The sequence below is a fragment of the Ramlibacter sp. P4_H7 genome, from assembly GCF_056400765.1.
In genome coordinates, this window is the sequence record NZ_JBFUKP010000016.1 from 13516 (window position 1) to 38849 (window position 25334).

Genomic DNA, 25334 nt, shown 5'->3' on the forward strand with positions numbered 1-25334 from the left:
TTCCCCAGAGGAAAAGCGCCGCACTCGCGGCGCTTTTTCCTTTCAGGCCGCGCCGAAACCGCCGCCGCCGGGCGTATGGATCTCGAACACGTCGCCCGGCGCCATCTCCGCCGAGCCGATGTGCCCGAGCGCCTCCACGCGGCCGTCGGACCGCAGCACGCGGTTGATGCCCACCTGCCCCGGCTGGCCGCCTGCCATGCCGAAGGACGGCACCTTGCGGCCGTTGGACAGGATGCTGGCCGTCATGTCTTCCAGGAAGCGCACGCGCCGCACGCCGCCGTTGCCGCCGTGCCAGCGCCCCGCGCCGCCCGATCCCTGGCGAATCTCGTAGCTTTCCAGCCGCACGGGGAAGCGGAACTCGAGCACCTCCGGATCGGTGAGGCGCGAGTTGGTCATGTGCGTCTGCACGACGCTGGTGCCGTCGAAGCCGCCGCACAGCCGGCCCTGTTCGTCGTACAGCCCGCCGGCGCCGCTTCCGCCCGAGATGGTCTCGTAGTACTGGTAGCGGGCGTTGCCGAAGGTGAAGTTGTTCATCGTGCACTGGCCGGCCGCCATCACGCCCAGGGCGCCGTACAGCGTGTTGGTGATGCAGGTGGAGGTCTCCACGTTGCCCGCCACCACCGAGGCCGGCGGATCGGGGTTCAACATGCAGCCATCCGGCACGATCACCTTCAGCGGCTTCAGGCAGCCGGCGTTGAGCGGGATCTCGTCGCTCACCAGCGTGCGGAACACGTACAGCACCGCCGCCATGCAGACGGCGCGGGGCGCATTGAAGTTGTTCAGCTGCTGCGGCGAGGTGCCGGTGAAGTCGATCTCCGCCGAGCGCGATGCCGCATCGACGCGGATCGCCACCTGGATCCGGGCGCCGTTGTCCAGCGGCAGCGTGAACTGCCCGTCCTTCAGGCGCGTGATGACGCGGCGCACGGACTCTTCGGCGTTGTCCTGCACGTGCCCCATGTAGGCCTGCACCACGTCCAGGCCGAACTGGTCGACCATCCTGCGCAGTTCCTGCACGCCCTTCTCGTTGGCGGCGATCTGCGCCTTCAGGTCGCCCATGTTCTGCTCGGGATTGCGGCTCGGGTACTTGCCGCTGCGCAGCAGCTGCAGCATCTCCTGCTCGCGCAGGACACCGCGGTCCACGAACTTGAAGTTGTCGATCTGCACGCCCTCCTCCTCGATCAGCGTCGAGAAGGGCGGCATCGAACCCGGCGTGGTGCCGCCGATGTCGGCGTGGTGGCCACGGGAGCCGACGTAGAAGAGTGGCTGGGCACGGACACCCTCACCCCCGCCCTCTCCCGCAAGCGGGAGAGGGAGTTCCTTGGTACCTCCGCCGCTATGGGAGGAGGACGATTCCTTGCCCCCTCTCCCGCTTGCGGGAGAGGGTTGGGGTGAGGGCTGCAGATAGACCGGCGTGATCACCGTCACGTCCGGCAGGTGCGTGCCGCCGTGGTACGGATCATTCAGCACGTAGACGTCGCCGGGCGCCATGGTGGCGCGGTTCTCGCGGATCACCGTCTTGATGCTCTCGCCCATGCTGCCCAGGTGCACCGGCATGTGCGGCGCGTTGGCGATCAGGTTGCCCTCGGCGTCGAACAGCGCGCACGAGAAGTCCAGCCGCTCCTTGATGTTCACCGAGTAGGCCGTGTTCTGCAGCTGCAGGCCCATCTGCTCGGCGATGTTCATGAACAAGTTGTTGAACACCTCCAGCAGCACCGGGTCCACCTGCGTGCCGGCGGCGAACCGCACCGCCCGCGGCGTGGTGCGATCCAGGACGATGTGGTCCAGCGCGGTGATGCGCGCGCGCCAGCCCGGCTCGACGACGGAGGTCGCGTTCTTCTCCGCGATGATGGCCGGGCCGTCGATCACGTCGCCGGCGCGCAGGTCCTCGCGCACGCACAGCGCCGCCTCGTGCCACTGGCCTCCCGAGTACATGCGCACGGTCTCGCGCCGCGGCACTTCGCGCTGCGGATGTTCCGCCAGGCGCGGTTCCGCCGGCGCGTCGCCGGCGACGATCGCCTCCACCGACACGGCCTCCACGATCATGGGCTTGCCCGGCATCAGGAAGGAAAAGCGCTGGCGGTAGGCCGACTCGAATCCGGCGACGATCTCCGGCTCGCTGCCGAACGGCACCACCAGCGCGGAATCGCTGCCCTGGTAGCGCACGTGCACCCGCCGGCGGACCTGCACGGCGTTGCCGCTCACCTGCTGGCGCTGCAGTTCCGCCTGCGCGGCGGTCGCAAGCTCCTGCAGCCGCTGCTGGACGACGGGCAGGTTCTCCGGCGCGAGCAGCAGTTCCACCGCCTGTTCGCGGATCACGTTCTGGTCCGCCAGGCCCATGCCGTAGGCCGACAGGACGCCCGCGAGCGGGTGGATGAACACGCGCGACATGCCCAGGGCATCGGCCACCATGCAGGCATGCTGGCCGCCGGCACCGCCGAAGCACTGCAGCGTGTAGCGCGTGACGTCGTAGCCGCGCGCCACCGAGATCTTCTTGATGGCATTGGCCATCTGCTGCACGGCGATCGCGATGAAGCCCTCGGCCACTTCCTCGGCGCTGCGTCCCGTGCGCTGCGCCAGTTCGCCGAACTTGCCGAGCACCGCTTCCTCGCTGAGGGTCTCGTTGCCCTTGGGCCCGAACACGCTGGGAAAGTACTTCGGCTGGATCTTGCCGACCATCACGTTGGCGTCGGTCACCGCCAGCGGCCCGCCGCGCCGGTAGCTGGCCGGCCCGGGATTGGCCCCCGCGCTCTGCGGCCCGACCCGGAAGCGCGCGCCGTCGAATTCGAGGATGGAGCCGCCGCCTGCCGCCACCGTGTGGATGCTCATCATGGGTGCGCGCATGCGCACGCCTGCCACCTGCGTCTCGAACTCACGCTCGAATTCGCCGGCGAAATGCGACACGTCGGTGGAAGTCCCGCCCATGTCGAAGCCGATCACCTTGTCATGGCCGCCCAGCTGCGCGGTGCGCGCCATGCCCACGATCCCGCCGGCGGGTCCGGACAGGATTGCGTCCTTGCCCTGGAAGGCGTGCGCATCGGTGAGCCCGCCGGACGACTGCATGAAGAACAGCTGAACGCCCGGCATCTCGGAGGCGACCTGCTCCACGTAGCGGCGCAGGATCGGCGACAGGTAGGCATCGACCACCGTGGTGTCGCCGCGGCTCACCAGCTTCATCATGGGGCTGGTCTCGTGCGAGGTGCTCACCTGCGTGAAGCCGGCTTCGCGCGCCAGGTCGCGCGCCAGCGCCTCGTGCGCCGTGTAGCGGTAGCCGTGCATGAACACGATGGCCACGCTGCGCAGGCCGCGCTCGTGCGCCGCGCGCAGCGCACCGCGCAGGTGCTCCTGGTCCAATTCCTGCACCAGGTCGCCATGGGCGCCCACGCGTTCGTCCGCCTCGATCACTTCCTGGTACAGCAGTTCGGGCAGCACGATGTGCCGGTCGAACAGCCGCGGCCGGTTCTGGTAGGCGATGCGCAGCGCGTCCCGGAAGCCGCGCGTGGTGACCAGCAGCGTCGGCTCGCCCTTGCGTTCCAGCAAGGCGTTGGTCGCCACGGTGGTGCCCATCTTCACGCACTTGACCTGGTCCGGCGTGATCGGCTCGCCAGAGGAGAGCCCCAGCAGGTGGCGGATGCCGGCGACGGCCGCATCGCGGTACTGCTCGGGGTTGTCGGACAGCAGCTTGTGCGTGGCCAGCGTGCCGTCGGGACGGCGGCCGACCACGTCGGTGAAGGTGCCGCCGCGGTCGATCCAGAACTGCCATTTCGGGTGAGGGGAAGCCATCGGGTGATTATGGAAGAACAGCCCCTACACTCGGGGCCCAAACGAGGAGGGGTTGCATGCGACGCTGGCTGGACTTCCTGTACGACGCCTCGGCCTGTCTGGCCGCGCTGGCCATGGTGGCCGTCCTGGTGATGGTGCTGCTGTCCATCGTGAGCCGCCAAGTCGGCTTCCACGTGCCGGGCACCGACGCCTACGCGGGCTACGCGATGGCGGCGGCGGGCTTCCTGGCGCTCGCCCATACCCTCAAGCGCAACGAACACATCCGGGTGACCCTGCTGCTCGGCCGGTTGAAGGGCCGCGCGCTGCACGGGCTCGAAATGTGGGCCCTGAGCGCGGGCGTGCTGCTCGCCGGCCTGTTCGCGTTCTATTCGGTGCGGCTGGCCTGGGTCTCGCGCACGATCAACGACATCTCCACCGGCAACGACGCCACCCCGCTGTGGATCCCCCAGCTGGCGATGGCACTCGGCACCGTGGTGCTGCTGATCGCGCTGATCGACGACTGGGTGCTGGAATTGCGCGGCCAGCGCCAGGCCGCCGCCAGCGAGGAGGCCCTGCACAATGAATGACGTCGCCATCACCAGCCTGCTGATCGTCACGCTGTTCCTGCTCCTGGGCAGCGGCGTCTGGATCGGCCTCACCCTCGGCGGCGTGGCCTGGATCGGCATGCAGCTGTTCTCCGCCCGGCCGGCGGGGGACGCGATGGCGGTGACCGTGTGGGGTTCGGCCTCCAGCTGGACGCTCACCGCCCTGCCCCTGTTCATCTGGATGGGCGAGATCCTGTTCCGCACCAAGCTCAGCGAGAGCATGTTCCGCGGACTCGCGCCCTGGGTGTCGCGCCTGCCCGGGCGCCTGCTGCACACCAACGTGATCGGCTGCACCATCTTCGCCGCCGTCTCCGGGTCTTCCGCCGCCACCTGCGCCACCATCGGCAAGATGACGCTGCCGGAGCTGAACCGCCGCGGCTATCCCGAGGACATCACCATCGGTTCGCTCGCCGGCGCGGGCACGTTGGGGCTGCTGATCCCGCCTTCGATCATCATGATCGTCTACGGCGTCACCGCCGACGTGTCGATCGCCCGGCTGTTCGTCGCGGGCATCATTCCCGGCATCGTGCTGGCGAGCCTGTTCTCCGGCTACCTGGCCGTCTGGTCCGGCCTGAACCGGGACCGCGTCCCGCCGCCGGACCGGGTGATGAGCTTCTCGGAGAAGCTGCACGAGTCGCGCCACCTGATTCCCGTCGTGCTGCTGATCGGCGCCGTCCTGGGCTCCATCTACGCCGGCGTCGCGACCGCCACGGAAGCGGCGGCGGTCGGCGTGGTCGGCTCGCTGCTGCTCTCGGCCGTCCAGCGCTCGCTGAACTGGGAGACCTTCCGCGACTCCCTGATGGGCGCCACGCGCCTGTACTGCATGATCGCGCTGATCCTCGCGGGCGCGGCCTTCCTCACGCTGGCCATGGGCTACATCGGATTGCCGCGCCACCTGGCCGAGTTCGTGGGCTCGCTGAAGCTGTCGCCCTTCCTGCTGATGCTGGCGCTGGCCGTCTTCTACATCGTGCTGGGCTGCTTCCTGGACGGAATCTCCATGGTCGTGCTGACCATGGGCGTGATCCTGCCGACCGTGCAGGCCGCGGGGTTCGACCTGATCTGGTTCGGCATCTTCATCGTGATCGTGGTGGAGATGGCGCAGATCACGCCGCCAGTGGGCTTCAACCTGTTCGTGCTGCAGGGCATGACGGGCAAGGAGATCACCTGGATCGCGCGGGTGACCATGCCCTTCTTCTTCCTGATGTGCGGGATGATCCTGCTGCTGTGGTTCATCCCGCAGCTGGCCACCTGGCTGCCCTCGAAGATGTAGCCCGCGCTCAGGCCGCCACGCCGACATCCAGTTCCTGCAGCCACGCGGCCACTTCGGCCGCGATCGCTTCAGTGCCGCCAGCGATGTCGCCATCCAGGGCCAGCGTGTGGTCCATGTGCTCCACCACCTTCAGGCGCGCGTCCGGCCGGGCGTCGTGCAGCAGGCGCGCCTCCTCCACGCCCACCTGCGTGTCGGCCGCACCGTGCACCAGCAGCAGCGGCAGCGACAGGTCCGCCAGCACCTGCGGCGGGTCGTAGCGGAACCAGGACATGAGATACGGCTGCACCGAGGGGCGGAACAGCAGCACCAGCGCGTCGTCGACGTCATCGACCCCATGCTGGGCTTCCAGCGAATCCAGCGCCGCCAGTGCGGGCTGCGCGAGTTCCGGCGGCAGGTGGCCTTCGATCTGCCGGCGCATCAACGCGGACGCCCGCCTGCCCGCACCGGCGATGGACACCACGCCCTGCGCCCGTGCGTCTTCCGCGGCCAGTGCGGCGATCAGCGCACCTTCGCTGTGTCCGACCAGGCTGATGCGGCCGATGCGCTCCTCGCGCGCGAGCCGCTCGGACAGAGCGACGGCATCGTCCACCAGGTGCTCGAAGCGCAGTGCTTCCTCGCTCAGGCCGGGATAGGTGCTCGCGCCCACGCCGCGCTTGTCGTAGCGCAGCGAAGCGATGCCGCGTGTGGCCAGTGCCTGCGCCAGCCTCTTGAGGTTGTCGACCGGTCCTTCCTCCAGGAGGCTGTTGCCGTCCCGGTCGGTGGGCCCGGAGCCCGCGATCAGCAGCGCCGCCGGCCACGGCCCCGTGCCCTCCGGCAGCACGAGCGTGCCGGCCAGCTTGCCCCACGGAGTAGGCAATTCGAGTTCACGTTCGGCCATCGACCCACTGTAGCAAAGGCCCGGCAGGCGCCGCGTCGGACGAGGCAGCATGCGGACGTCCCGCTAATGGAAAGACCGCATCCGTTGGCGCGGGAATTGCAGATAAGCTGCCACCTCATCCGCTATTCCTCCCTGGAGTTCCCGTCCATGAAATTCAAGTTTGCCCTGTCGCTGGCCGCCTTCGCTCTGGCCGGCCAGGTCGCCGCCCAGACCAAATGGGACCTGCCGGCCGCCTACCCGGCCAGCAACTTCCACACCGAAAATCTGGTGCAGTTCGCCAACGACGTCGACAAGGCCACCGGCGGCAAGCTCAAGATCACGGTGCACCCCAATGCCTCGCTCTTCAAGGCGCCCGAGATCAAGCGGGCGGTGCAGGGCGGCCAGGCGCAGATCGGCGAGATCCTGCTGGTGAACTTCCAGAACGAATGGCAGATCTTCGGCGCCGACGGCATCCCCTTCCTCGCCGACAGCTACGACTCCGCGGCCAAGCTGTGGCGCGCGCAGAAGCCCATGCTGGACAAGAAGCTGGGCGAGCAGGGCATGATGGTCCTGTACGCGGTGGCGTGGCCGCCGCAGGGCATCTACTCGAAGAAGCCGCTGAATTCCGCCAACGACATGAAGGGCCTCAAGTGGCGCGCCTACAGCCCCGCCACCGCCCGCATCGCCGAGCTGGTCGGCGCGCAGCCGGTCACCGTGCAGGCCGCAGAACTGTCGCAGGCCATGGCGACCGGCGTGGTCGACTCGTACATGTCGTCCGGCTCCACGGGCTTCGACTCCAAGACCTACGAGCACATCAAGAACTGGTACGACACCCAGGCCTGGCTGCCCAAGAACGTCGTGCTCGTGAACAAGGCGGCCTTCACCGCACTGGACAAGCCCACGCAGGACGCTCTCTTGAAGGCCGCGGCGGACGCCGAGGCGCGCGGCTGGGCCAGCAGCAAGAAGACCAACACCGAAGTGCTGGAAAAGCTCAAGGCCAACGGCATGACCATCCACACTCCCTCGCCCCAGCTGAAGGCCGACATGAAGAAAGTCGGCGACACCATGCTCAAGGAGTGGCTGGAAAAGGCCGGTCCGGAAGGCCAGCAGTTGGTGGACGCGTACCGCAAGATGTAGAGCACGTCCTCCACGAACAAGCGCCGCACTGTGCGGCGCTTTTTTTTGGTGCTTGCTCCGGAGTTCTCCTGCTTGGGGCATGTGCGCTCCGCCTCCTTGCGACCACGCCGCGCACGGCCGGGCCGCGGGGCGATGGCTACGGCGTCCGGCGCACCTGCTGCGCAGGCGCTACCGGATTCCCCACGCTGGACGGCCTTGCGGCCCTCCGGCATCGGTGGTGCGTTGCGTTCTGTGTGGGCCGCAAGACCGTCCACCGTGGGCGCCTGTGCTTTATTCGCCCCGCGTCCCGGCCGTGCGCGGCGTTGCAGTGCGGTGACCGCCCGTCGGGGTGCACCACCGCCCTGCCCTGCAAAGCTGCGCGTGGGTGGGCTGCGGCGCGAATAAAGCACAGGCGCCTGCGGTGGGTGATCCCGCGACCCACGACGGATGTGGATCAGTGATTGCGCTTGCGGGTCGCGGGGTCGCCCAGCGCAGGGAATTCGGTAGCACCGCGCAGCGGCGCGCCGAACGCCGTAGCCATCGCGCCGCAGCCCGCCCACGCGCAGCTTTGCCGCCCCGAACGCCATAGCCATCCCACGCTCAGCCTTTGCCGTCTCGAACACCGCCGCAGCTCGATTGCCGACGCGTGCCGCAACCCGAGCGAGGCTAGCTGCCCGCCACCCCGCAAACGATGGCCGGATCGTTCCCCTGCACCGCCCGCAGGTTCTTCGCCTGCGCCACCTCCATGTCACGGGGCAGCACGACGCCATTCTTCACCGCGAGGATCTCCGCCATGATGCTCACGGCGATCTCCGGCGGCGTCTTGCTGCCGATGTAGACACCGATCGGCCCGCGCAGGCGCTGCAGGTCCGCGGCCGAGAGGCCGAAGTGCTCCACCATGCGCTGGTGGCGCGCTTCGTTGTTGCGCCGGCTGCCGATGGCGCCGACGTAGAAGGAATCGGTCTTCAGCGCCTCCATCAGCGCCAGGTCGTCCAGCTTGGGATCGTGGGTGAGCGCCACCACGCAGCTGCGGCGGTCCGGCTTGAACGACAGCACCACGTCGTCGGGCATGTCGCTCACCACCTTGGCGCCGGCCACGCTCCAGGCGCCGCGGTATTCCTCGCGCGGATCGCACACCGTCACCGCGAAGCCGCTGAACAGCGCCATCGTCGCCAGGTATTCGGTGAGCTGGCCCGCGCCGATCAGCAGCATGCGGTACTCCGGGCCGAAGGTGTTCACCAGCAGGCCATCCGCGACGCTCAGTTCCTCCGGCGCGCTCGCCTCTTCCAGCGTGGCCGCGCCGTCCGCCAGCCGCACCGTGCGGCGCACCAGGCGGCCCGCCTCCAGCAGCTGCACCAGCCGGTCCAGCGTCGGCGCATCGGGGTCGTATTCGAGCAGCAGTTCCAGCGTGCCGCCGCAGGGCAGGCCGAAGCGGTGCGCCTCGTCGGCGGTCACGCCGTACTTCACGAACGACGGCGGCCCCGAGGGGATCTGGTGGCCGGGCTCGGTGCCGGCGTAGGCCTGCGTGTGGCGGTAGATCAGGTCGTCCTCGATGCAGCCGCCGGAGACGGAACCCACCACCGCGCCGTCCTCCGCCAGCGCCATGATCGACCCGATCGGCCGCGGCGAGGAGCCCCAGGTGCGCACCACGGTGGCCAGCAGCGCGCGCTTGCCCGCCTGGCGCCAGTCGCGCAGCGTGCGCAGCACGGTCACGTCGAGGTTTTCCATTGCGTCCTCCTTGCCCGCCTCAGAAAGCGTACAGCGCGTTGACGCCGAGCAGCCAGGTGCGGCCGGGCGCCGGCTCGAAGAAGCGCTGGTTGCCTTCGTTGACGATCACGGAACCGACATAGTTCCGGTCGGTCAGATTGTCCACCCGCAGGAATTCCTTGAAGGTCCAGCGGTTCCAGTTCTGCGCCAGCATCACCCGCGCGCTCAGGATCGTCGAGGCGGCCGCGAAGTCGGTGTTGCGGTCGTCCACGGCCATCTTGCCGACGTGGCGCAGCTCCAGCGCCGACTCCAGCCCCCAGGGCCGGTGCTTCCATGCCAGCTCCGCAAAGGCGGTGAAGCGCGGGATGCCCGGAATCAGGTTGCCCGCCGGCACGCGGGTGTTGGGAGCGTTGCAGGGCGCGGCCACGCAGGTGAGGAAGTCGTTGCGGTACTGGGCGTCGAGCCAGGTGAGCGCGGCATAGGTCGACCAGGACTGGGCCCAGCTGCCGGCCAGCGCCGTCTCGAAGCCGCGCCGGCGCGTGTCGCCCACGTTCTGGAAGGTGCTGCGCCCGCCCGTGTTGCTCAGCACCGCGATCTCGTCGCTGGTCTGGGCCTGGAACAGGGCGGCGTTGACGCGCCAGTCGCGCAGGGGTTCGGCCTTCACGCCCAGCTCCCACTGGCGGCTTTCCGCCGCGCGCAGGTCGAAGTTCAGCCCGGAGCCGCTGGGCCGGTAGGCCAGTTCGTTGAAGGTGGGGGTCTCGAAGCCCTTGCCGGTGGCCGCATAGACGTTGAGGGAATCGCCGGCATGCCAGACGGCGCCCAGCACCGGGGTGGTCGCCTCGTAGCGGGCCGAGCCGCTGTCGTCGCCGTTGCCCGGCACGATGAAGCGGTCCTGGGAGCTGAACTTCACCGTGGAATGGCGCAGTCCGGCGGTGAGGCTGAAGCGCTCGCCCTCCCACAGGCCCTGGGCGTACTGGTCGGAGCTGCGCACGCGGTTGTCCTCGTTGCGCCGCTGCACGCCAATCACGCCCAGCGTGCTGCCCTGGAAATTGCGGAAGCCCTGGCGGTGCTCCTTCATGTCGTCGGCATAGAGGCCGGCCGTGAACGTGAGCGGCCCGCCGAAGGCCCGCGTGCGCGCGACCCACTGCGCATCGATGCCGCGGTAGTCGCGGTCCAGCGCGATCACGCCGCCCGGGTGCGTGGCAGGCAGTTGCGTGGCCACCGGAATGGCCTGGAACTGCTCGGTGCCGCGCTGGCCGCCCCATGTGGTGAGCTTCAGGCCGTGCGCCTCGTTGATCCGGTGTTCCAGCACGAAGCCGGCCTGCTTCTGGTCCACCGACTTGCGGGTATTGAACTGCAAGGCGGCCGGACTGGCCTGCTGCGGGTTGGCCTGGTACTCGGCGCGCGTCAGGCCCAGCGGGTCCTGCACGTCGGGCATGTCGACCGCGTTCAGGACCAGCGTCACCCGCGTGTCGGGCGTCGCCTGCAGCCGCAGCTTGCCGTTCAGGCCCGTGCGCTGCGCCGCGCTGTGGTCGCGGTATCCGTCGGTCTCGAAGTTCAGGGCACTGAAGTTCCAGTTCCAGGCGCCCTGCTCGCCGGCAAGGCGCAGGTTCTGCCGGCGCACGCCATCGGTGCCGAAGGCGGCCGCGCCTTCCACCTGCACCCCCGGCAGGCCGTCGGCGGTGAACAGGCTGATCACCCCGCCCGAGGAGTTGCCGTACAGCGAGGAGAACGGGCCCCGCAGCACCTCCATGCGGTCGGCCGAGGACAGGTCGAAGTGCGACACCTGGCCCTGTCCGTCCGGCGCGGTGGCGGGGATGCCGTCGGAATACAGCCGCAGCCCGCGCACGCCGAAGGTGGAGCGCGCGCCGTAGCCGCGGATGGAGATCTGCAGGTCCTGCGCGTAGTTCTGGCGGTTCAGGGCCACCACCCCGGGCACCCGCACCAGGCCTTCCGAGATGTTGACCTGCAGCTGCCCGTTGCGCAGCTGCTCGCCCGGCACCACGTCCACCGAGGCGGGCGTGTCGAAGGCTTCCTGGGCGACCCCCGGCGTGGGGGTCACCACGACGGGACGCAGGGTGCGCTCGGTGGTCTGCGCATGGGCCTGCAGCATCGCCAGGGCGGCCGCGGCCGCAACTGCTGTTCTCATGGTTCTTCTCCGGCAGGACCGCTAGCGTACAACGATCACCGCTGGATGGTGGCCAGGAAACCGAGTACCTCCTCGATCTGCGGGTCGCTGTAGGTCGCGCGCCAGGAAGGCATGCCGGCATCCTGCCGCCCGTTCTTGATGGTGGTCAGGGCCGTGTCCTTCCAGTTCTCCTTGTAGCGCTTCTGCAGCTTGCGCAGGTCGCGCTCGGACACCGGGCTGGCGCCGTCCGTGCCGTGGCAGTGCGAGCAGACGTTGTTGAACAGCGTGCGGCCCGGAATGACCTCCTGCGGACTGGCGTCCTGGGTGGACTTCACCCAGCCGCTGCGCACCTGCAGCCCCTGGGCCAGGGCCGCCATCCGGGTGTCGGGGTGCACGCTGCGCGCCGACAGCGGCAGCGGCTGGCCGCGCGGGAAGCCGTACTTGCGCGCCAGTTCCTCGATCTGCGGCTGCAGTTCCTGCAAGGCCTTGTCGATCCGCGCGGCCAGGTCGCCCTTGTCCCGGCGCACCGCCACGGCCACCTGACCGTTCAGGCCCTCGCCCGTCACCGGCGTCACCTTCCAGCGGCTGCCGAGGTGGCGCTGGTTCTCGTAGCCGGCGCTGGGTCCCCACAGGATGGCGGCATCGACCTCGCCCTTGGCCAGGGCGGCCAGCGCCTCCTGCTGCTCGCGGAAGCTGGTGGTGGTGTAGCCCTCGCGCGCGGCCAGCAGGATGTGCGGCGGCGAACCGTGCAGCACGCCGACGCGCTTGCCGCGCAGGTCCGCCAGCCCGGCCACCTGCAGCGAGGCCGGCGCGACGATGGCGTAGCTCACGTCCAGGAACGGATGGGTGCGCTGCAGGCCGCGCACCTTGTAGTCGGCATCGGCGGGCAGCGCGAAGACCGCGTCGCAGCCGTCCTGCAGGATGGTGTTGCGCAGCGCCTTGCGCTGGTTGTAGGTCAGCCACCAGACGAACTCGGGCGTCTCGCCCAGGCGGCGACTCACCAGGTCGGCGAGTTCGACGTACAGGCCCTTCTCGGGCCCGTCCGATTTGCTGAAAGGCAGGTTGTCGGGATCGGCGCAGATGCGCAGCGGGCCCGCCTGGGCGCCCAGGGCGGCAGCAGCCGCCATGGCGCACAGGATCCGCACAGCGGTACGACGGAGGCTCATGCGGGTCTCCGGCATCAGTTGAGGGAGAACACGAACAGCGTGCCGCCCTCGGGGCTCGCGTCCACCATCTTCTCGCCCAGCGGGCCGAAGAAGGCGGGGATCGACAGCGTGCGGCCGGACACCACCGCCACGTACTGCTTGCCGTCGAGCACGTAGGTCATGGGGGCGGCCGTGATGCCGGAGCCGGTCTGGAACTTCCACACCTCCTTGCCGCTCTTGGCATCGAGCGCATGGAACCAGCCCTTCAGGTCGCCGTGGAACACCACGCCGCCGGCGGTGGACAGCATGCCGCCGCTATAGAACAGGTCGTCCTTGTTGAACCACACGGTCTGCTGCTTCACCGGGTCCCAGGCCTTGACGCCGCCCATGTAGCCGCCCTGCCCGGCCTTCGCGAGGTCGAAGTTGACGCCCAGGTAGAACTGGCCGCGCTTGTAGTCCTGCTGGATGCCTTCCATGTCCATGCACAGGTTGATGGTCGGGATGTAGACCAGTCCGCTCTTCTGGTCATAGGACATCGGCATCCAGTTCTTGGCGCCGATCAGGTTCGGGCAGACGTCGGATGCCTTGCGCTTCATGCCGGGACGCTTGGCGTTGCCCGCGGCCTCGATCGGCATGCCGGTCTTCATGTCGATGCCGGTCGCCCAGTTGACGCCGTCGACGAACTGCTTGGCCGACAGCAGCTTGCCGTTGGCGCGGTCCAGCACGTAGAAGAAGCCGTTGCGGTTGGCCTGCATGATCACGGGCACGCGCTTGCCGTCGAAGGGCAGGTCCGCGAACACCAGCTCGTTGACGCCGTCGTAGTCCCACGCGTCGTGCGGCGTGAACTGGTAGTGCCACTGGATCTTGCCGTCTTCCGGATTGAGGGCCAGCACGGAGGCCGAATACAGGTTGGTGTACGGGCCGATGTCCGAGCTGTCGTTGCCCCGCACGATGGCGGACCACGGCGAGGGATTGCTGGTGCCGTAGTAGACGAGATTGAGTTTCGGGTCGTAGGAGCCCACGTGCCACGCGACCGCGCCGCCGTACTTGCCCGAGTCGCCCTTCCAGGTCTCGCTGCCCTTCTCGCCGGCGGCGGGCACGGTGCTCGTGCGCCACAGCTCCTTGCCGGTGGCCGGGTCGAGGCCCACCAGCGCGCCGCGCGCGCCGTATTCGCCGCCGCCGTAGCCCGTGATCACCACGTTCTTCGCCACGGTGGGCGGCGACGTGATCACCGAGCCCTGCGTGTAGTCGACGATCTTGCTGGCCCACAGCTCCTTGCCGGTCTTGGCGTCGAGCGCGGCGACGTGCGCATCGAGCCGCCCCACGAAGATCTTGCCGTCGTGGTAGGCCACGCCGCGGTTGTTGACGTCGCAGCAGGCGAACTGGTCGATGCCCTTGGGCACGTCGGGCGAATAGCGCCAGCGCACCTCGCCCGTCTTCGCATTGACGGCGAACACGTTCTTCGGTCCGAACGAGGACGTGACGTACAGGGTGTCGCCCACGAGGATGGGCGTGGACTCCTGCGAACGCAGGGTCCCGAGCTGCAGCGCCCAGGCCACCCGCAGCTTGCTGGCGTTGCCGGCATTGACCTGCGCGGCGTTGCTGAAGCGGGTGTTGCCGGTGTCGCCGCCGTACACCGGCCAGTTCTGCGCGTGGGCGCCCGCGGCCAGGCCCACCGTCAGGGCAAGCGTCGCGGATCGAAGCAAAGGAATCATGATCGTGTCTCCAGGGGGGGTAGCGCCGTCGAGTGCGCAGCGAAGTGTTGGAGACCGCCCCCGGCGCACCGGTCAGGCTTAACCCTAGTGGGTCAATTCCATTCTCAAAATGGAACAGAGCAGGTGCGCGCGTCTCAATTTAAGACACCGCGCGGGCGCTCATTCGTAAGCCGCCAGCTCCATCGTCAGGGTGCCGCCCAGAAGGAAGCGCGTGGGCGAGCGCTCCGTGCGTTCGACGCGCACCAGGCCGACCTGCGGGCAGTACCACTCGCGCGTGGTGAAGGGCACGTCGCGGTAGGCGAGCTGCTCGTCCACGTAGAGGCGGATCTCGCCCGTGCCGTCCACGCGCAGGCAGGCGTCGAAGCGCCCGGCGCGCGTTTGCACCGGTTCGCCCAGGGCGGCGATGCGGTAGCGCATCGGCAGCGAGCGGTAGCGCGCCAGGTTGCGCAGCTCGTGCGGGTATTCGTTGCGGCGCTGCAGCACGTAGGCGGTGGTGTCGGCGGCCCATTCGGTGCCGATCGCGAACGGGCGCTTGAGCACGTAGCGCGGTTCGGCATCGGCCCGCGGGGCGCCATCGAGCGGCCCCTGCATCGCCACGCGATAGACGCCGCTGGCGTCCTGCCGCAGCCAGTAGGCGATGCCGCTGCTGCTCACGCGCTTCCACGCGGGCGCGCCCCCCAGCGGCGCCGCGCCGCGCGCGGAGAAGTCGACCTGCTCCTGCAGCGGCGCCATGCCCGCTTCGTCGTACGACGTCGTCACGAGGTAGCTCCAGCGGCGGCCGGATTCCAGCGGAAACAGCGCCTCGCCGGGCCCGCGCCCGCAGCCCGCGAGCAGCAGCAGCGAGGCGGCCAGGGACAGCGACCGCGGCGTCATTTTTCCGGCAGCTGCGGCACCGGCAGGTCGCGGATGCGGACCTCCTGCTCGTCGGCAGCGGGCTGCAGCCACGATCCCGGGCCGCGCGCCCGGTTGCCCTTGACGTCGGCCGTGCCCATCTGGCTCACGCCGTCGCGGCCCTTCTTGAGGCCCTCGGTGATCTCCTCGTGCAGCTTGCGGCTGTAGGCGAGCCGGTAGGCGCGCGGCTCGGCCTCGGCCACGCCGTCGCGCAGCGGCCGGACCCACAGGTACAACGCGCCCTTGTTCTGCGCGGTCGGTTCCTCCACCAGCGCGGACACCATCACGAAGCGCTCGGGCAGCGGCTCGCGCGCGGGTATGCCCAGCAGGGCCTGCACCGCCTCGTGGCCGAAGAAGTACAGCACGGTGACGCCCAGCGCCAGGCCGGCCTTCAGCCACCGGGGCCACGGCGACCACAGGAGCGCCAGCGCCGCGAGCAGCACCAGCACGGCGTACGCCAGGACGATGGCGAGGGACATGGTTCAGATCCTCTTGGCGAGCGCCTTGGGCAGCGTGTTGATGCCGGTGACGCTGCCGTCCGCCTGCACGGTGAAGCGCAGCAGGGTCAGCTCGGTGCCCGGCCCGGCGAGCGTGCGGGTCGCATGGAAGACGAGCTCCGCGCGCGGGTTCACCTTCACCACCGACACCGTCGCCGGCACGGGGCCGCCGGTGCCCGGCTCGGCGCGCTTGCCGCTGTCGCCGTCGTAGTAGTGGGCGTTGACGACGTACTCGCCGGGCGCGATGCCGCGCAGCGTCACCACCTCCTGGTTGACCGGGTTGACCACGCGGCGGCCGTCGACGACCACGGTGTCGTTGGCGAGGCCGCGGTCGTCGCGGTCCAGGTGCAGCAGGCCCGCCTCGCGCTGGCGGAACCACACGACGTCGCCGCCGGGCCCCTGGACCCAGGCATCGAGGTCGTTGGGATCGTTGTCCGGCCAGGACAGCGTGATCAGGAATTCCGCCTTGGCCGGCACGTCGCCCGCCTTGGTCGCGCGCGGGTTCATCGCGATGAGCGCGATGATGAAGCAGAAGACGAAGGCGATCAGCATGTTGAACAACATGTCGTAGAAGGGATCCACCTCGGGCTCCCGGCTGGCGCGGCGGGGGCTGCGCATCTCAGTCCCCGCGGCCGTTGGCGTGCAGGCCGCGCCGCTGCGCCTGCGCCACGAACTCGTCGGCGAAGCGGTCCAGCCGCGTGAGCTGCAGTCCGAGCAGGATGTTGCCCACCAGGCCCACCATGGTGGTGAGCAGGGCCACGCCCAGGCCCGTGGTGAGGCTGCGCAGCAGCTGCGCGGACTGCGAGGGATCGAAGTTCTGGATCTGCCCGATCTCCAGCGCCAGCACCGAGAAGCCGATCACCTTGCCCAGCAGGCCCAGCTTGAGCTGGATGCCATTGACCCACCACGCCGTGCCGTGCACCCCGTGCGTGTGCTCCACCAGCACGTCCAGCGGCGCACCCGCGTCGCGCGGCGCGGCGGCCAGCCCGCGCCAGTAGTCGGCCGCCCAGCCCTCGCCGCGCTGCATGGCGGCATGCTGGCGCCCCAGCTCGCGCGCACGCAGGCCGCACCACAGCGTGGAGCCGGCGAACACGATGATGATCACCAGCGTGATGCCGGTCGGGTCCGCATGCAGCAGCAGCTGCCAGACGCCCCGCACACCCAGCAGCCAGGTCGCGAAGGCGAACAGCCCGGCCAGCGCGAGCCACTCCAGCCACAGGGGCTCCGCGGCGGGGGGCGCGGGACGCGGCAGGGCGAGCGTTCTCATGGCGGACCTCCTTGCGGGCGGCGGGCCGCGCCGCGTTGCGGGTCGTAGCCCCACAGCGCCAGCGCGAAGAAGACGGCGGTGCAGCCGGCCACCACCGCCAGGCTTTCGCCCAGCCAGCGGCCGTACAGCGCGAAGCGCATGGCCTCCACGGCGTGCGTGAAGGGATTGAAGCGGGCCAGGGCGTGCACGGCCCAGGCCCCCGACTCCTGCAGCTTCCACAGCGGATAGAGCGCCGTGCTGAGGAAGAACATCGGGAAGATCACGAAGTTCATGGTCCCCGCGAAGTTCTCCAGCTGCTTCACGTAGACCGAGAGCACCAGGCCCAGCGCGCCCAGCATCAGCGCGGCGAGCAGGAAGACCGGCAGCGCCAGCAGCACGTGGCCCGGCTCGAAGTCCATGCCGAAGGCGAGCGCTGCGAGCAGGAAGGCCAGCATCTGGGCCAGCGACAGGATCGCGCCGCCGGCGAGCTTGCACGCCAGGATCCACCAGCGCGGCAGCGGAGCGGTGAGAAGCAGGCGCATCACGCCCATCTCGCGGTCGTAGACCATCGCGAGCGAGCTCTGCATGCCGTTGAACAGCGCCACCATCCCGAGCAGGCCGGGCACGATGTAGACGCGGTACTCGATGTAGGTCTCGTAGGGCGGCGCGATCGCGACGCCGAACACGTTCTGGAAGCCCGCGGCGAACACCAGCAGCCACAGCAGGGGCCGCACCAGCGCCGACAGCAGCCGGCCCGGCTGGCGCACGAAGCTCCTGAGTTCGCGGCCGGCGACCGCGCGCAGCGCCCGCAGTGCATGGGCCGGCCTCATGATGCGCGGCACCCGGTCTCGGGCTCGTCGTAACCCAGCGTGTCCAGCGTCGTGCGCGGATGCAGAAAGCCTTCCAGCGGCGCGGTGTCCGAGACACCGTTGCCGTGCGCCAGCAGCAGCGGCAGCCGCAGCTGTCCGTCCCAGCCGCGGAACGTGAGGCGCTGGCCCTTGTAGCCGTCCACTGCCAGCGCGCCCTGGCGCAGCGCCTGCAGCTGCTGCGCCATGCTGGCCTTGGGAAAGGTGCCGGTCACTTCGGCGGCGGCGCGCACCGCGACCCAGGTCGCCCAGTCGTAGCTGCCCATGGGCCGCTGCGCCCGGCGCAGGAAGCGCCGCGACAGCTGCGGCGCCCCATAACGTTCGAAGTACGGGCTCCACGCCTGCGCCGTCACGCCATTGCTGCCCAGCACCGGCCGCGGCAGCACGGTGCGGTAAGGCACCTCGCGCGCGAACTCGCCGTCGGCATCGAGCACCACCACGGCGTCGTAGTCACGGTCGGAAGTGAGCAGGCGCACGTTGCCGAGGTCGCGCTCGCGCGGATCGTTGGACAGCTTGAAGGGGCGCTCGGCCACCGGCTTCAGGCCGAAGCGCTTCGCACTGCGCTGGAAGGCGGCGCGCAGCAGGCCATCCCCCGGCAGCGGACCGAACAGCACCAGCGGCCGGTTCCACTTGCGCGCCACCAGCAGCTGGGCGATGGCGTCCATCTGCATGGCGTGGCTGGGCAGCGTGTGCAGCAGGTGGGGCGCGCAGTTCGCGGCGCGCAGGGCGTCCTGCGGCGCGGCGGCGTTGAACAGGATCTGCTCGCGGGCCGCGCCGGCGGCCGCGACCACGCCGGCGGCGGGCAGCTCCAGCACGACGTGGCGGAGACCTTGCCGCTGCAGCTGGCGCAGCGCCGAAGGCACCTCCGCGGCGCTCGCAGCCTCCACGGCGAACAGCTTCGCTTCGGCCCACCCTGCCATGCGCAGGGTGACCAGGCTGTCGTTCAGCGCGATCTCCGCCGCCGGTGCCGAGCGGCCGCCGGGCGCATCGGGATAGCCCTTGAGCAAGGCCAGCGGGTCGTAGCGCGGATCGTCGGCCTGCGTGAGCAAGCCGACGCCGAAGACCGGCTGCTGCGCGCGCACCGGCAGCGCCGCCGCCGCACCCGCGAGCAGCAAAGCGCGCCGGCGCAGCAGGCAGCGTTTCGCGCCGTCAGTCATCGACCACCACGGTGTGGGGCACCCGCCCCACCTTCAGCGTCCGGGTGGCCTTGAGGCTTTGCGTGTCGACGATGCTCAGGTCGTCGGACAGGCCGTTGGCGACGTACAGCCGCTTGCCGTCGCGCGACACGGCCAGGCCCCAGGCCCGCTTGCCGACCAGCACGTAGCCCTTCACCTGGCGCGAAGCCACGTCCACCACCGCGACATGGTTGGCGCGGCCGAGGCCCACGTACGCGGTCTTGCCGTCCGGCGACAAGGCCATGCCCACGGGCGTGACGTCCTCGGCGCGCATGCCCTGCGGCTTGAAGGGGACGGTCGCCTGCACCGTGTGGTCGCTGGTGCGGATGATGCTGACGCTGCCGTCCAGTTCGCTGCTGACCCACAGCTCGCCGCCGATGAGCAGGAAGCGGCGCGGCCGCTTGCCCACCGGGATGTCCTTGACGACCTTGCGGGTCGCGACGTCGATCACGTGCACCGTGCTGGCGACCTCGGAGGTGACGTAGACCAGCTTGCCGTCGGCGCTCACCTTGACGCCCTCCGGCTCGCCGCCCACCTTCACTTCGAAGGCCTTCTTGCGGGTGGACAGGTCGAAGGCCGTGAGTGCCGAGTCCTCCTCGTTCGAGACGTACAGCATGCGGCCGTCGGGGCTCAGGTCGAACATCTCCGGGTCCTCGCCCACGTCCAGCTTCGCCACCACCTTGTTCGCCGCGATGTCCCACAGCGCAACCCGGTGCTCGTCGCTGCAGGCCACGTACAGCTGCGTGCGGTCGGGCGACAGCTGCATGTGGCGCGGCCGCTTGCACAGCGCCGGCGAGGCGACGAGTTCCGCCGTCGCCGCGTCGATCACCGCCATGCCGTTGTCCTTTTCCGAGGAGACGAACACCTTGCCCGTGTCCTTGGCCTGCACCGCGGCGGCCATCATGGCGGCGAGCAGGGCCAGTTCAAGCCGTTGCCTTGTCTTCACGTCGACCTCCTCCGGTCAGTTGCAGGAAGGCTTCCTGCAGCGTGCGGCGTTCCTGGTTCGCGCACAGCGCCGCCGCCGTTCCGTCCCAGCACACCTTGCCCCGGTGCAGCACGACGACGCGCTGCGCCCGCTCGGCTTCGTCGACCAGGTGGGTGGCCCACAGCACGCCCAGGCCGCGTTCGGCGCGGGCCTGCAGCACCTCGTCCAGCAGCTGCGCGCGCGACGCGGGATCGAGTCCCACGGTGGCCTCGTCCATCAGCAGCAGCCGGGGTTCGTGCAGCAGCGCGCGCAGCAGTTCCACCTTGCGGCGGTTGCCGCCGGACAGCTCGCGCCCCGGCCGGCCCGCCACGTCCGCCAGCCCGAAGCGCGCCAGCAGCGCCGCGATGCGCGGCCGCGCGACCGACGAGGGCAGGCCATGCAGGTCGGTGTGGAAGCGCAGGCTGGCCGCGACCGTGAGGTTCAGGTCCAGCGCCGGCTGCTGGAACACCACGCCGAGCTGCGCCAGCGCGCGGATCGGTTGCCGCCGCATGTCGGCGCCCAGCACTTCGACCGAGCCGCTGTCGGCGACGAACAGTCCCGTGAGCAGCTGGAACAGCGTGGTCTTGCCGGCGCCGTTGGGCCCCAGCAGCGCCACCATCTCGCCGGCCCCGACCGCCAGGGACACGGCGTCCAGCGCCTGCGTGCGCCCGTAGCGCTTGGACACCTCTCGGCAGGCCAGGACGGGGGCGGAGCCGTCCACGCTCACTCCGCGCGGGCGCCCAGGCCCAGGCGTGCCAGCAGCAAGCGTTCGCGCGCGGTCACGTCCTGCACGAAGCGGCCGTAGTCGGCGGTATCGAGGTACTCGGGCTCCTGGTCGTACTTGGCGAGCTCCTGCAGGTGCTGCGGATCGAACATCGCGGCCTTGAAGGCGTCGTGCAGCCTGCGCACGATCGCGGGGTCGGTGCCCGCCGGCACGCCGATGCCGTAGGGCGAGGTGTAGACCGCCTCGGGATGGCCCAGCTCGCGCAGGGTGGGCACCTGCGGCCAGCGCTTGCTGCGCTGCGCATTGAAGGTGGCGAGCAGGCGCAGCCGCCCGGTCTCCACGTAGGGCGCGAAGCCGGTGGAGTTGACCCCCACCATCAGCGTGCGGGTCGCCACGGCCAGCATCTGGTCGGCGGTCCCCTTGTAGGGCACGTGGATGTAGCGGATGCCCTCGCGCGAGAGCACGTCCTCCATCGCCAGGTGCGCGGTGCTGCCGACGCCGGTGGAGCCCACGGTGAGCTCGCCCGGATGCTGCCGGCCCCAGGCCAGCAGGTCGGCCAGGGACTGGAAGCCGCTGTCCGCCGGCACGACGATCCCGAAGGTCACGCCCGAGACCTGGATCACCGGCGTGATGTCGCGCAGCGGATCCCAGCTCAGCTTGCGCTGCAGCGGCGCGCGGTACAGCGTCAGCGGCAGCTGCCCCAGCACGTAGCCGTCCGGCGCCGCGTTGTGCAGGGCCGGACCCACCAGGGTTCCGGCCGCGCCGGGGCGGTTGTCGATGACCACCGGCTGGCCCAGCGAGCGGCTGGCGAGGTCCGCCAGGATGCGCATGGTGATGTCGGTCTGGCCGCCCGCGGGCCAGGGCACGATCAGCGTGATGGCGCGCGCCGGATAGCTCGCGGGCTGCGCCAGGGCGAACGCCGGCAAGGCCAGCAGCGAAGCGGCGCCGCCGATCACGGCGCGGCGCGTCCAGGATGCGGGGCGCGGCGTCGGCATCGGGTGTTCCTCCTCAGCGCACCAGCAGCAGCAGTGCCAGCACCACCACCACGGCGAACACGATCCAGGCCCACAGCGGGATGCGCCGGGCCTGCGCCAGGGCGGTTTCCTCCACCGGCAACGCGGCCTGGGCGACATAGGCCTCGGGATGGCGCCGCTGCATCTCCTCGTCGAAGCGGCGGAAAAAGTCCTCGGCCATGGACCGCGCCACGCCATCGACCAGCCGTTGCCCGACCTGCGCGATCTTGCCGCCCACCTGCGCCTGCGCCGTGTAGTTCAACTCGCATCCGGAGCCTTCGGCGGGCGGCGCGAGGCTCACTTTCGCCGTGCCCTTGCCGAAGCCGGCGGCACCGCCCTGCCCTTCGAACACCAGCGTGTAGCTGTTGGGCGGGAGCACGTCGATCAGCTGGATCTTGCCGGCGAAGCGCGCGGACACCGGCCCGATCTTCACCGCCATGCCGATCGCGTACTGGTTGTCGCCGGTCGCTTCCACCTTGTCGCAGCCGGGGATGCAGATCTTGAGCACTTCCGGATCGTTCAGGGCGTCCCAGGCCTGCTGTTGCGGGATCGCGAGGTGGCGGCTGCCTTGCATGTCCATGGTCGTCGTCTTTCGTTGTTCTAGGTGTCGAGCAAGGCGGCCAGGCTGCCCGCCAGGTCCTGCAGCTTGCTCAGGTTGTGCACGGCGAGCATCGCGTGGGCGTGGCGGTGCAGCACCGCCGCGCCCCGTGCGAGGGGAGCATAGCCCTCGAAGCGCAGCAGCGGGTTGAGCCAGAGGAGCCGACGGCAGCGGTGCGTCAGCCAGTCGAGTTCACGGGACAGGTCCTCCGGTTCGCCCGTATCGAGCCCGTCGCTGATGATCAGGACGAGGGTGCGGCGGCCCACCAGCCGGCGGGCATGCCTTTGCCGCAGCGTCGCCAGCGAATCGCCCAGCCGCGTACCGCCGGCGAAATCGTCGATGGCCGCGCCGGCCGCGGCCAGCATGGCGTCGGTGTCGGCGATGCGGAAGGCCGGCGTCAGGTCGGTCAGGTGCGTGCCGAAAGCGAACACGTCACGCCGGCGGTGCAGGCGCGTGGCGGCGTGCAGGAAGGCAAGCAGCAGGCGTGCATAGCGCTCCATCGAACCCGACACGTCCACCAGCACCAGCAGCGGCAGCGGCTGGCGCACGCGCTGCATGCGCCGCAGCACCAGCAGCTCGCCGCCGGTGTGCGCGGCGTGGCGCAGCGAACGCGACCAGTGCAGCTGGTTGCCGCGCATGCCCGGGCGCATGCGGCGCACCTCGAACTCCGGCACCGGCAGCGCGACGTCGCGGGCCAGGCCTTCGACCAGGTGGAACTCGCTGGCCGTGAGCGCATTGAAATCGGCGTGCTTCAGGCGCGTGAGGTCGCTGGCCGTCATGGCGGCATCGAACTCCACTTCCTTGTCGGGCTTGCGCTCGCCGCCGCCGAAGCGCTTCTGCGGCGCCAGCGCCTCGCTCACGCGCGGGCGGCGCTTGGAGGGCTCGGCCGTCCCCTGCGCGGTGGGTAGCATCTGCGACAGCAGCTTGTGCGCGAGTTCGGGATCGCGGAAGTAGGCGTCGAACAGCTCGCGGAACACGCCCCGCTCCTGCTCGCGGCTGACCAGCACCGACTCCATGGCCGCGCCCAGGTCCTGCTTGTCGGCGACACCGACCAGCTGGGCCGCTTCCTGCGCCAGCGCGATGCGGGCGCTGTCCACGCGCAGGCCGGCGCGGCGCAGCGCGCGGCCGAACCCGGCGATGTTGTCGGCCAGCTTGCCGGTGCGTGCATCTCCGAGCGTGCTCATGGACGCACCCGGCGCTCAGGCCGGCTCGGCCTCGGGCTTGAGCAGTTCCACGGCCAGTTCGTGCGTGAGCGCCGCGACGTCCTCGCGCTGCTTGAACAGGATGCCGGCGGTGTCGGTGACGATTTCCGGATCCAGTGCCAGCGTGTCCAGCGCCACCAGCGCCTTGGCCCATTCCACGCTCTCGGCGATGCCCGGCGCGCGCTGGAAGGCGTTGGAGAAAGGCTGGCTGCGCAGCCGGCCGACGAACTCGGCCACCTGCTTCGATAGCGCATCCCCCGCTTCCGGCACGCGCGCGCGCACGATCGCGAGTTCGCGCTCGCGCTCCGGGTAGTCCAGCCAGTGGTACAGGCAGCGGCGCTTGACCGCGTCGTTCAGTTCGCGCGTGCGGTTGCTGGTGAGGATGGTCACCGGCGTCGCACGGGCGCGGATGGTGCCGATCTCCGGGATGCTCACCTGGTACTCGCCCAGGTACTCCAGCAGGAAGGCCTCGAACGGTTCGTCGGCGCGGTCCACTTCGTCGATCAGCAGCACCGCGCCCGGCTCGGGCGCCTGCAGCGCCTGCAGCAGGGGACGCCGGATCAGGTAGCGGTCCTGGTAGACCTCGCGCTCGATCTGGTCGGTGCTCTCCTTGCCTTCGACCGCGCGCATGTGCAGCAGCTGCGCCGCGTAGTTCCATTCGTAGAGGGCCTCGCGCAGTTCCAGCCCGTCGTAGCACTGCAGCCGCAGCAGCGCGCGCTGCAGCGCCACCGCCAGCGCCTTCGCCAGTTCGGTCTTGCCCACGCCCGGCTCGCCTTCCAGCAGCAGCGGGCGCTGCAGCTTCAGGGCCAGGAAAACCGCCGTCGCCAGCCGGCGCTCGGCGAAATAGCCGGCGGCCTGGAGACCTTGCTGCAGGGCGTCGATGGAGGCAAAGGGTGCGGTCATGAGGCAATTGTCCGCGCAGCGGCACGTGCACCACGCGGAATCACATGCAGCGTGGTGCTCACTGTGAAGAGGATCCGGCTTTGCCGGTCCTCTTCACACCGATCAAATCCACTCTGAAAAATCGCGCAGCGATTTTTCAGAGTGATCACCCCTGCGCCTGTTTCACCGCCCGCTGCGTCAGCACGGAGATCAGGTTGGCGCGGTAGGCGGCGCTGCCGTGCAGGTCGCTGGACAGGTTGCCCGCGTCGACCTTCACGGCGGCCGCGGCCTCGGGCGTGAAGCTCTTGGCCAGCGCCTGCTCCAGGCCCGGGTGCCGGAACACGCCGTTGCCGCCGCCGGTGACCGCGACGCGCACGCCGCTGTCGGTCTGCGCCACGCACACCCCGATCAGCGCGAAGCGCGAGGCCGGCTGCTTGAACTTGAGGTAGGCCGCGCGCTTGGCGATCGGGAAGCTCACCGAGGTGATCAGCTCGCCTTCCTCCAGCGCGGTGGCGAACATGCCCTGGAAGAAGTCGTCGGCCGCGATCTTGCGCTTGGTGGTGGTGATGGTGGCATTGAGCGCCAGGGCACCGGCCGGATAGCAGGCGGCCGGGTCGTTGTTGGCCAGCGAGCCGCCGATGGTGCCCATCGCGCGGACCTGCCGGTCGCCGATGCCGCCCGCGAGCGCGGCCAGCGCCGGAATCGCCGACTGCACGTCCTTGCTGGCCGCGACGTCCGCGTGCCGCGTCATGGCGCCGATGACGAGGGCATTGCCCTCGCGGCGGATGCCCGCCAGCTCGGCGATGCCGCCCAGGTCGACCAACTTCTCCGGGTTGGCCAGGCGCAGCTTCATCGAGGCCAGCAAGGTCTGCCCGCCCGCCAGGATCTTGCTGCCGCCCTGGGCACCGGCCCGCTGCGCGTCGGCCAGCGAGGTGGGACGTTCGAAGGTGAATGTGTACATGAGGTGGTCTCCTT

22 protein-coding genes are annotated in these 25334 nt (G+C 69.9%); 3 read left to right on the top strand and 19 right to left on the bottom strand.

Translation table 11 applies throughout. The features are described 5' to 3' along the window. Positions 1–42: 42 nt before the first annotated feature. Positions 43–3780 carry a hydantoinase B/oxoprolinase family protein gene (locus AC1DSA_RS19365; RefSeq protein WP_477892184.1) on the bottom strand — a complete coding sequence of 1246 codons (3738 nt, stop codon included), beginning with the start codon at positions 3778–3780 and terminating at the stop codon, positions 43–45. 56 nt (positions 3781–3836) lie between these two features. Here AC1DSA_RS19365 and AC1DSA_RS19370 point away from each other — a divergent pair, with 56 nt between their 5' ends. After that, positions 3837–4346: a TRAP transporter small permease gene (locus tag AC1DSA_RS19370; protein WP_477892186.1), complete on the top strand. Its 510-nt coding sequence runs from the start codon at positions 3837–3839 to the stop codon at positions 4344–4346. Next, positions 4339–5634: a TRAP transporter large permease gene (locus tag AC1DSA_RS19375; protein WP_477892188.1), complete on the top strand. Its 1296-nt coding sequence runs from the start codon at positions 4339–4341 to the stop codon at positions 5632–5634. The genes AC1DSA_RS19370 and AC1DSA_RS19375 overlap by 8 nt, the downstream gene beginning before the upstream one ends. Before the next feature lie 7 nt (positions 5635–5641). On the opposite strand, the gene AC1DSA_RS19380 is transcribed toward AC1DSA_RS19375, so the two are convergent. After that, positions 5642–6511: an alpha/beta hydrolase gene (locus AC1DSA_RS19380; protein WP_477892190.1), complete on the bottom strand. Its 870-nt coding sequence runs from the start codon at positions 6509–6511 to the stop codon at positions 5642–5644. A 147-nt stretch (positions 6512–6658) separates the two neighbouring features. Between AC1DSA_RS19380 and AC1DSA_RS19385 the strand changes: the two genes are divergently transcribed. Continuing rightward, the gene (locus tag AC1DSA_RS19385; protein WP_477892192.1) at positions 6659–7627 is read left to right on the top strand and encodes a TRAP transporter substrate-binding protein; all 969 of its coding nucleotides are present in this window, start codon (positions 6659–6661) and stop codon (positions 7625–7627) included. Positions 7628–8272: 645 nt separating this feature from the next. On the opposite strand, the gene AC1DSA_RS19390 is transcribed toward AC1DSA_RS19385, so the two are convergent. The 17 genes from AC1DSA_RS19390 to AC1DSA_RS19470 all read right to left on the bottom strand — a co-directional run bounded on the left by AC1DSA_RS19390 (position 8273) and on the right by AC1DSA_RS19470 (position 25320). After that, positions 8273–9334 carry an XdhC family protein gene (locus AC1DSA_RS19390; protein ID WP_477892194.1) on the bottom strand — a complete coding sequence of 354 codons (1062 nt, stop codon included), beginning with the start codon at positions 9332–9334 and terminating at the stop codon, positions 8273–8275. Positions 9335–9353: 19 nt separating this feature from the next. Then, positions 9354–11462, bottom strand: a complete 2109-nt coding sequence (locus tag AC1DSA_RS19395; protein WP_477892196.1) for a TonB-dependent receptor family protein — start codon at positions 11460–11462, stop codon at positions 9354–9356. Between the two features lie 35 nt (positions 11463–11497). Then, positions 11498–12607 carry a c-type cytochrome gene (locus AC1DSA_RS19400; protein WP_477892198.1) on the bottom strand — a complete coding sequence of 370 codons (1110 nt, stop codon included), beginning with the start codon at positions 12605–12607 and terminating at the stop codon, positions 11498–11500. 14 nt (positions 12608–12621) lie between these two features. Then, a complete protein-coding gene (locus tag AC1DSA_RS19405) occupies positions 12622–14301 on the bottom strand; it encodes a PQQ-dependent dehydrogenase, methanol/ethanol family (RefSeq protein WP_477892200.1) in 1680 nt (559 codons plus the stop codon). Positions 14302–14460: 159 nt separating this feature from the next. Further along, positions 14461–15174 (bottom strand): hypothetical protein, encoded by a 714-nt coding sequence (locus tag AC1DSA_RS19410; protein ID WP_477892202.1) that lies wholly within the window; start codon positions 15172–15174, stop codon positions 14461–14463. Then, the gene (locus AC1DSA_RS19415; protein WP_477892204.1) at positions 15171–15671 is read right to left on the bottom strand and encodes a hypothetical protein; all 501 of its coding nucleotides are present in this window, start codon (positions 15669–15671) and stop codon (positions 15171–15173) included. The genes AC1DSA_RS19410 and AC1DSA_RS19415 overlap by 4 nt, the downstream gene beginning before the upstream one ends. 3 nt (positions 15672–15674) lie before the next feature. Next, a complete protein-coding gene (locus tag AC1DSA_RS19420) occupies positions 15675–16307 on the bottom strand; it encodes a hypothetical protein (protein ID WP_477892206.1) in 633 nt (210 codons plus the stop codon). Between the two features lies 1 nt (position 16308). Beyond that, a complete protein-coding gene (locus tag AC1DSA_RS19425) occupies positions 16309–16956 on the bottom strand; it encodes a hypothetical protein (RefSeq protein WP_477892207.1) in 648 nt (215 codons plus the stop codon). Then, positions 16953–17765, bottom strand: a complete 813-nt coding sequence (locus AC1DSA_RS19430) for an ABC transporter permease (protein WP_477892209.1) — start codon at positions 17763–17765, stop codon at positions 16953–16955. Before AC1DSA_RS19430 ends, AC1DSA_RS19425 begins: the two co-directional genes overlap by 4 nt. Then, positions 17762–18958 carry a type 1 periplasmic-binding domain-containing protein gene (locus AC1DSA_RS19435; protein ID WP_477892211.1) on the bottom strand — a complete coding sequence of 399 codons (1197 nt, stop codon included), beginning with the start codon at positions 18956–18958 and terminating at the stop codon, positions 17762–17764. The genes AC1DSA_RS19430 and AC1DSA_RS19435 overlap by 4 nt, the downstream gene beginning before the upstream one ends. Continuing rightward, positions 18951–19880, bottom strand: a complete 930-nt coding sequence (locus tag AC1DSA_RS19440) for a PQQ-dependent catabolism-associated beta-propeller protein (RefSeq protein WP_477892359.1) — start codon at positions 19878–19880, stop codon at positions 18951–18953. The genes AC1DSA_RS19435 and AC1DSA_RS19440 overlap by 8 nt, the downstream gene beginning before the upstream one ends. A 19-nt stretch (positions 19881–19899) precedes the next feature. Beyond that, positions 19900–20661 (bottom strand): ABC transporter ATP-binding protein, encoded by a 762-nt coding sequence (locus tag AC1DSA_RS19445; RefSeq protein ID WP_477892213.1) that lies wholly within the window; start codon positions 20659–20661, stop codon positions 19900–19902. A 2-nt stretch (positions 20662–20663) separates the two neighbouring features. Further along, entirely contained in the window at positions 20664–21659 is a 996-nt protein-coding gene (locus AC1DSA_RS19450; protein WP_477892215.1) for a tripartite tricarboxylate transporter substrate binding protein, read from the bottom strand. A gap of 13 nt (positions 21660–21672) precedes the next feature. Beyond that, positions 21673–22257 (bottom strand): CoxG family protein, encoded by a 585-nt coding sequence (locus tag AC1DSA_RS19455; protein WP_477892217.1) that lies wholly within the window; start codon positions 22255–22257, stop codon positions 21673–21675. Between the two features lie 20 nt (positions 22258–22277). Further along, positions 22278–23459, bottom strand: a complete 1182-nt coding sequence (locus AC1DSA_RS19460; RefSeq protein WP_477892219.1) for a vWA domain-containing protein — start codon at positions 23457–23459, stop codon at positions 22278–22280. 15 nt (positions 23460–23474) lie between these two features. Further along, on the bottom strand, positions 23475–24380 hold the full coding sequence (locus AC1DSA_RS19465) for an AAA family ATPase (protein WP_477892221.1): 906 nt from the start codon (positions 24378–24380) through the stop codon (positions 23475–23477). Between the two features lie 145 nt (positions 24381–24525). Then, a complete protein-coding gene (locus AC1DSA_RS19470) occupies positions 24526–25320 on the bottom strand; it encodes an FAD binding domain-containing protein (RefSeq protein ID WP_477892223.1) in 795 nt (264 codons plus the stop codon). Positions 25321–25334 lie beyond the last annotated feature (14 nt).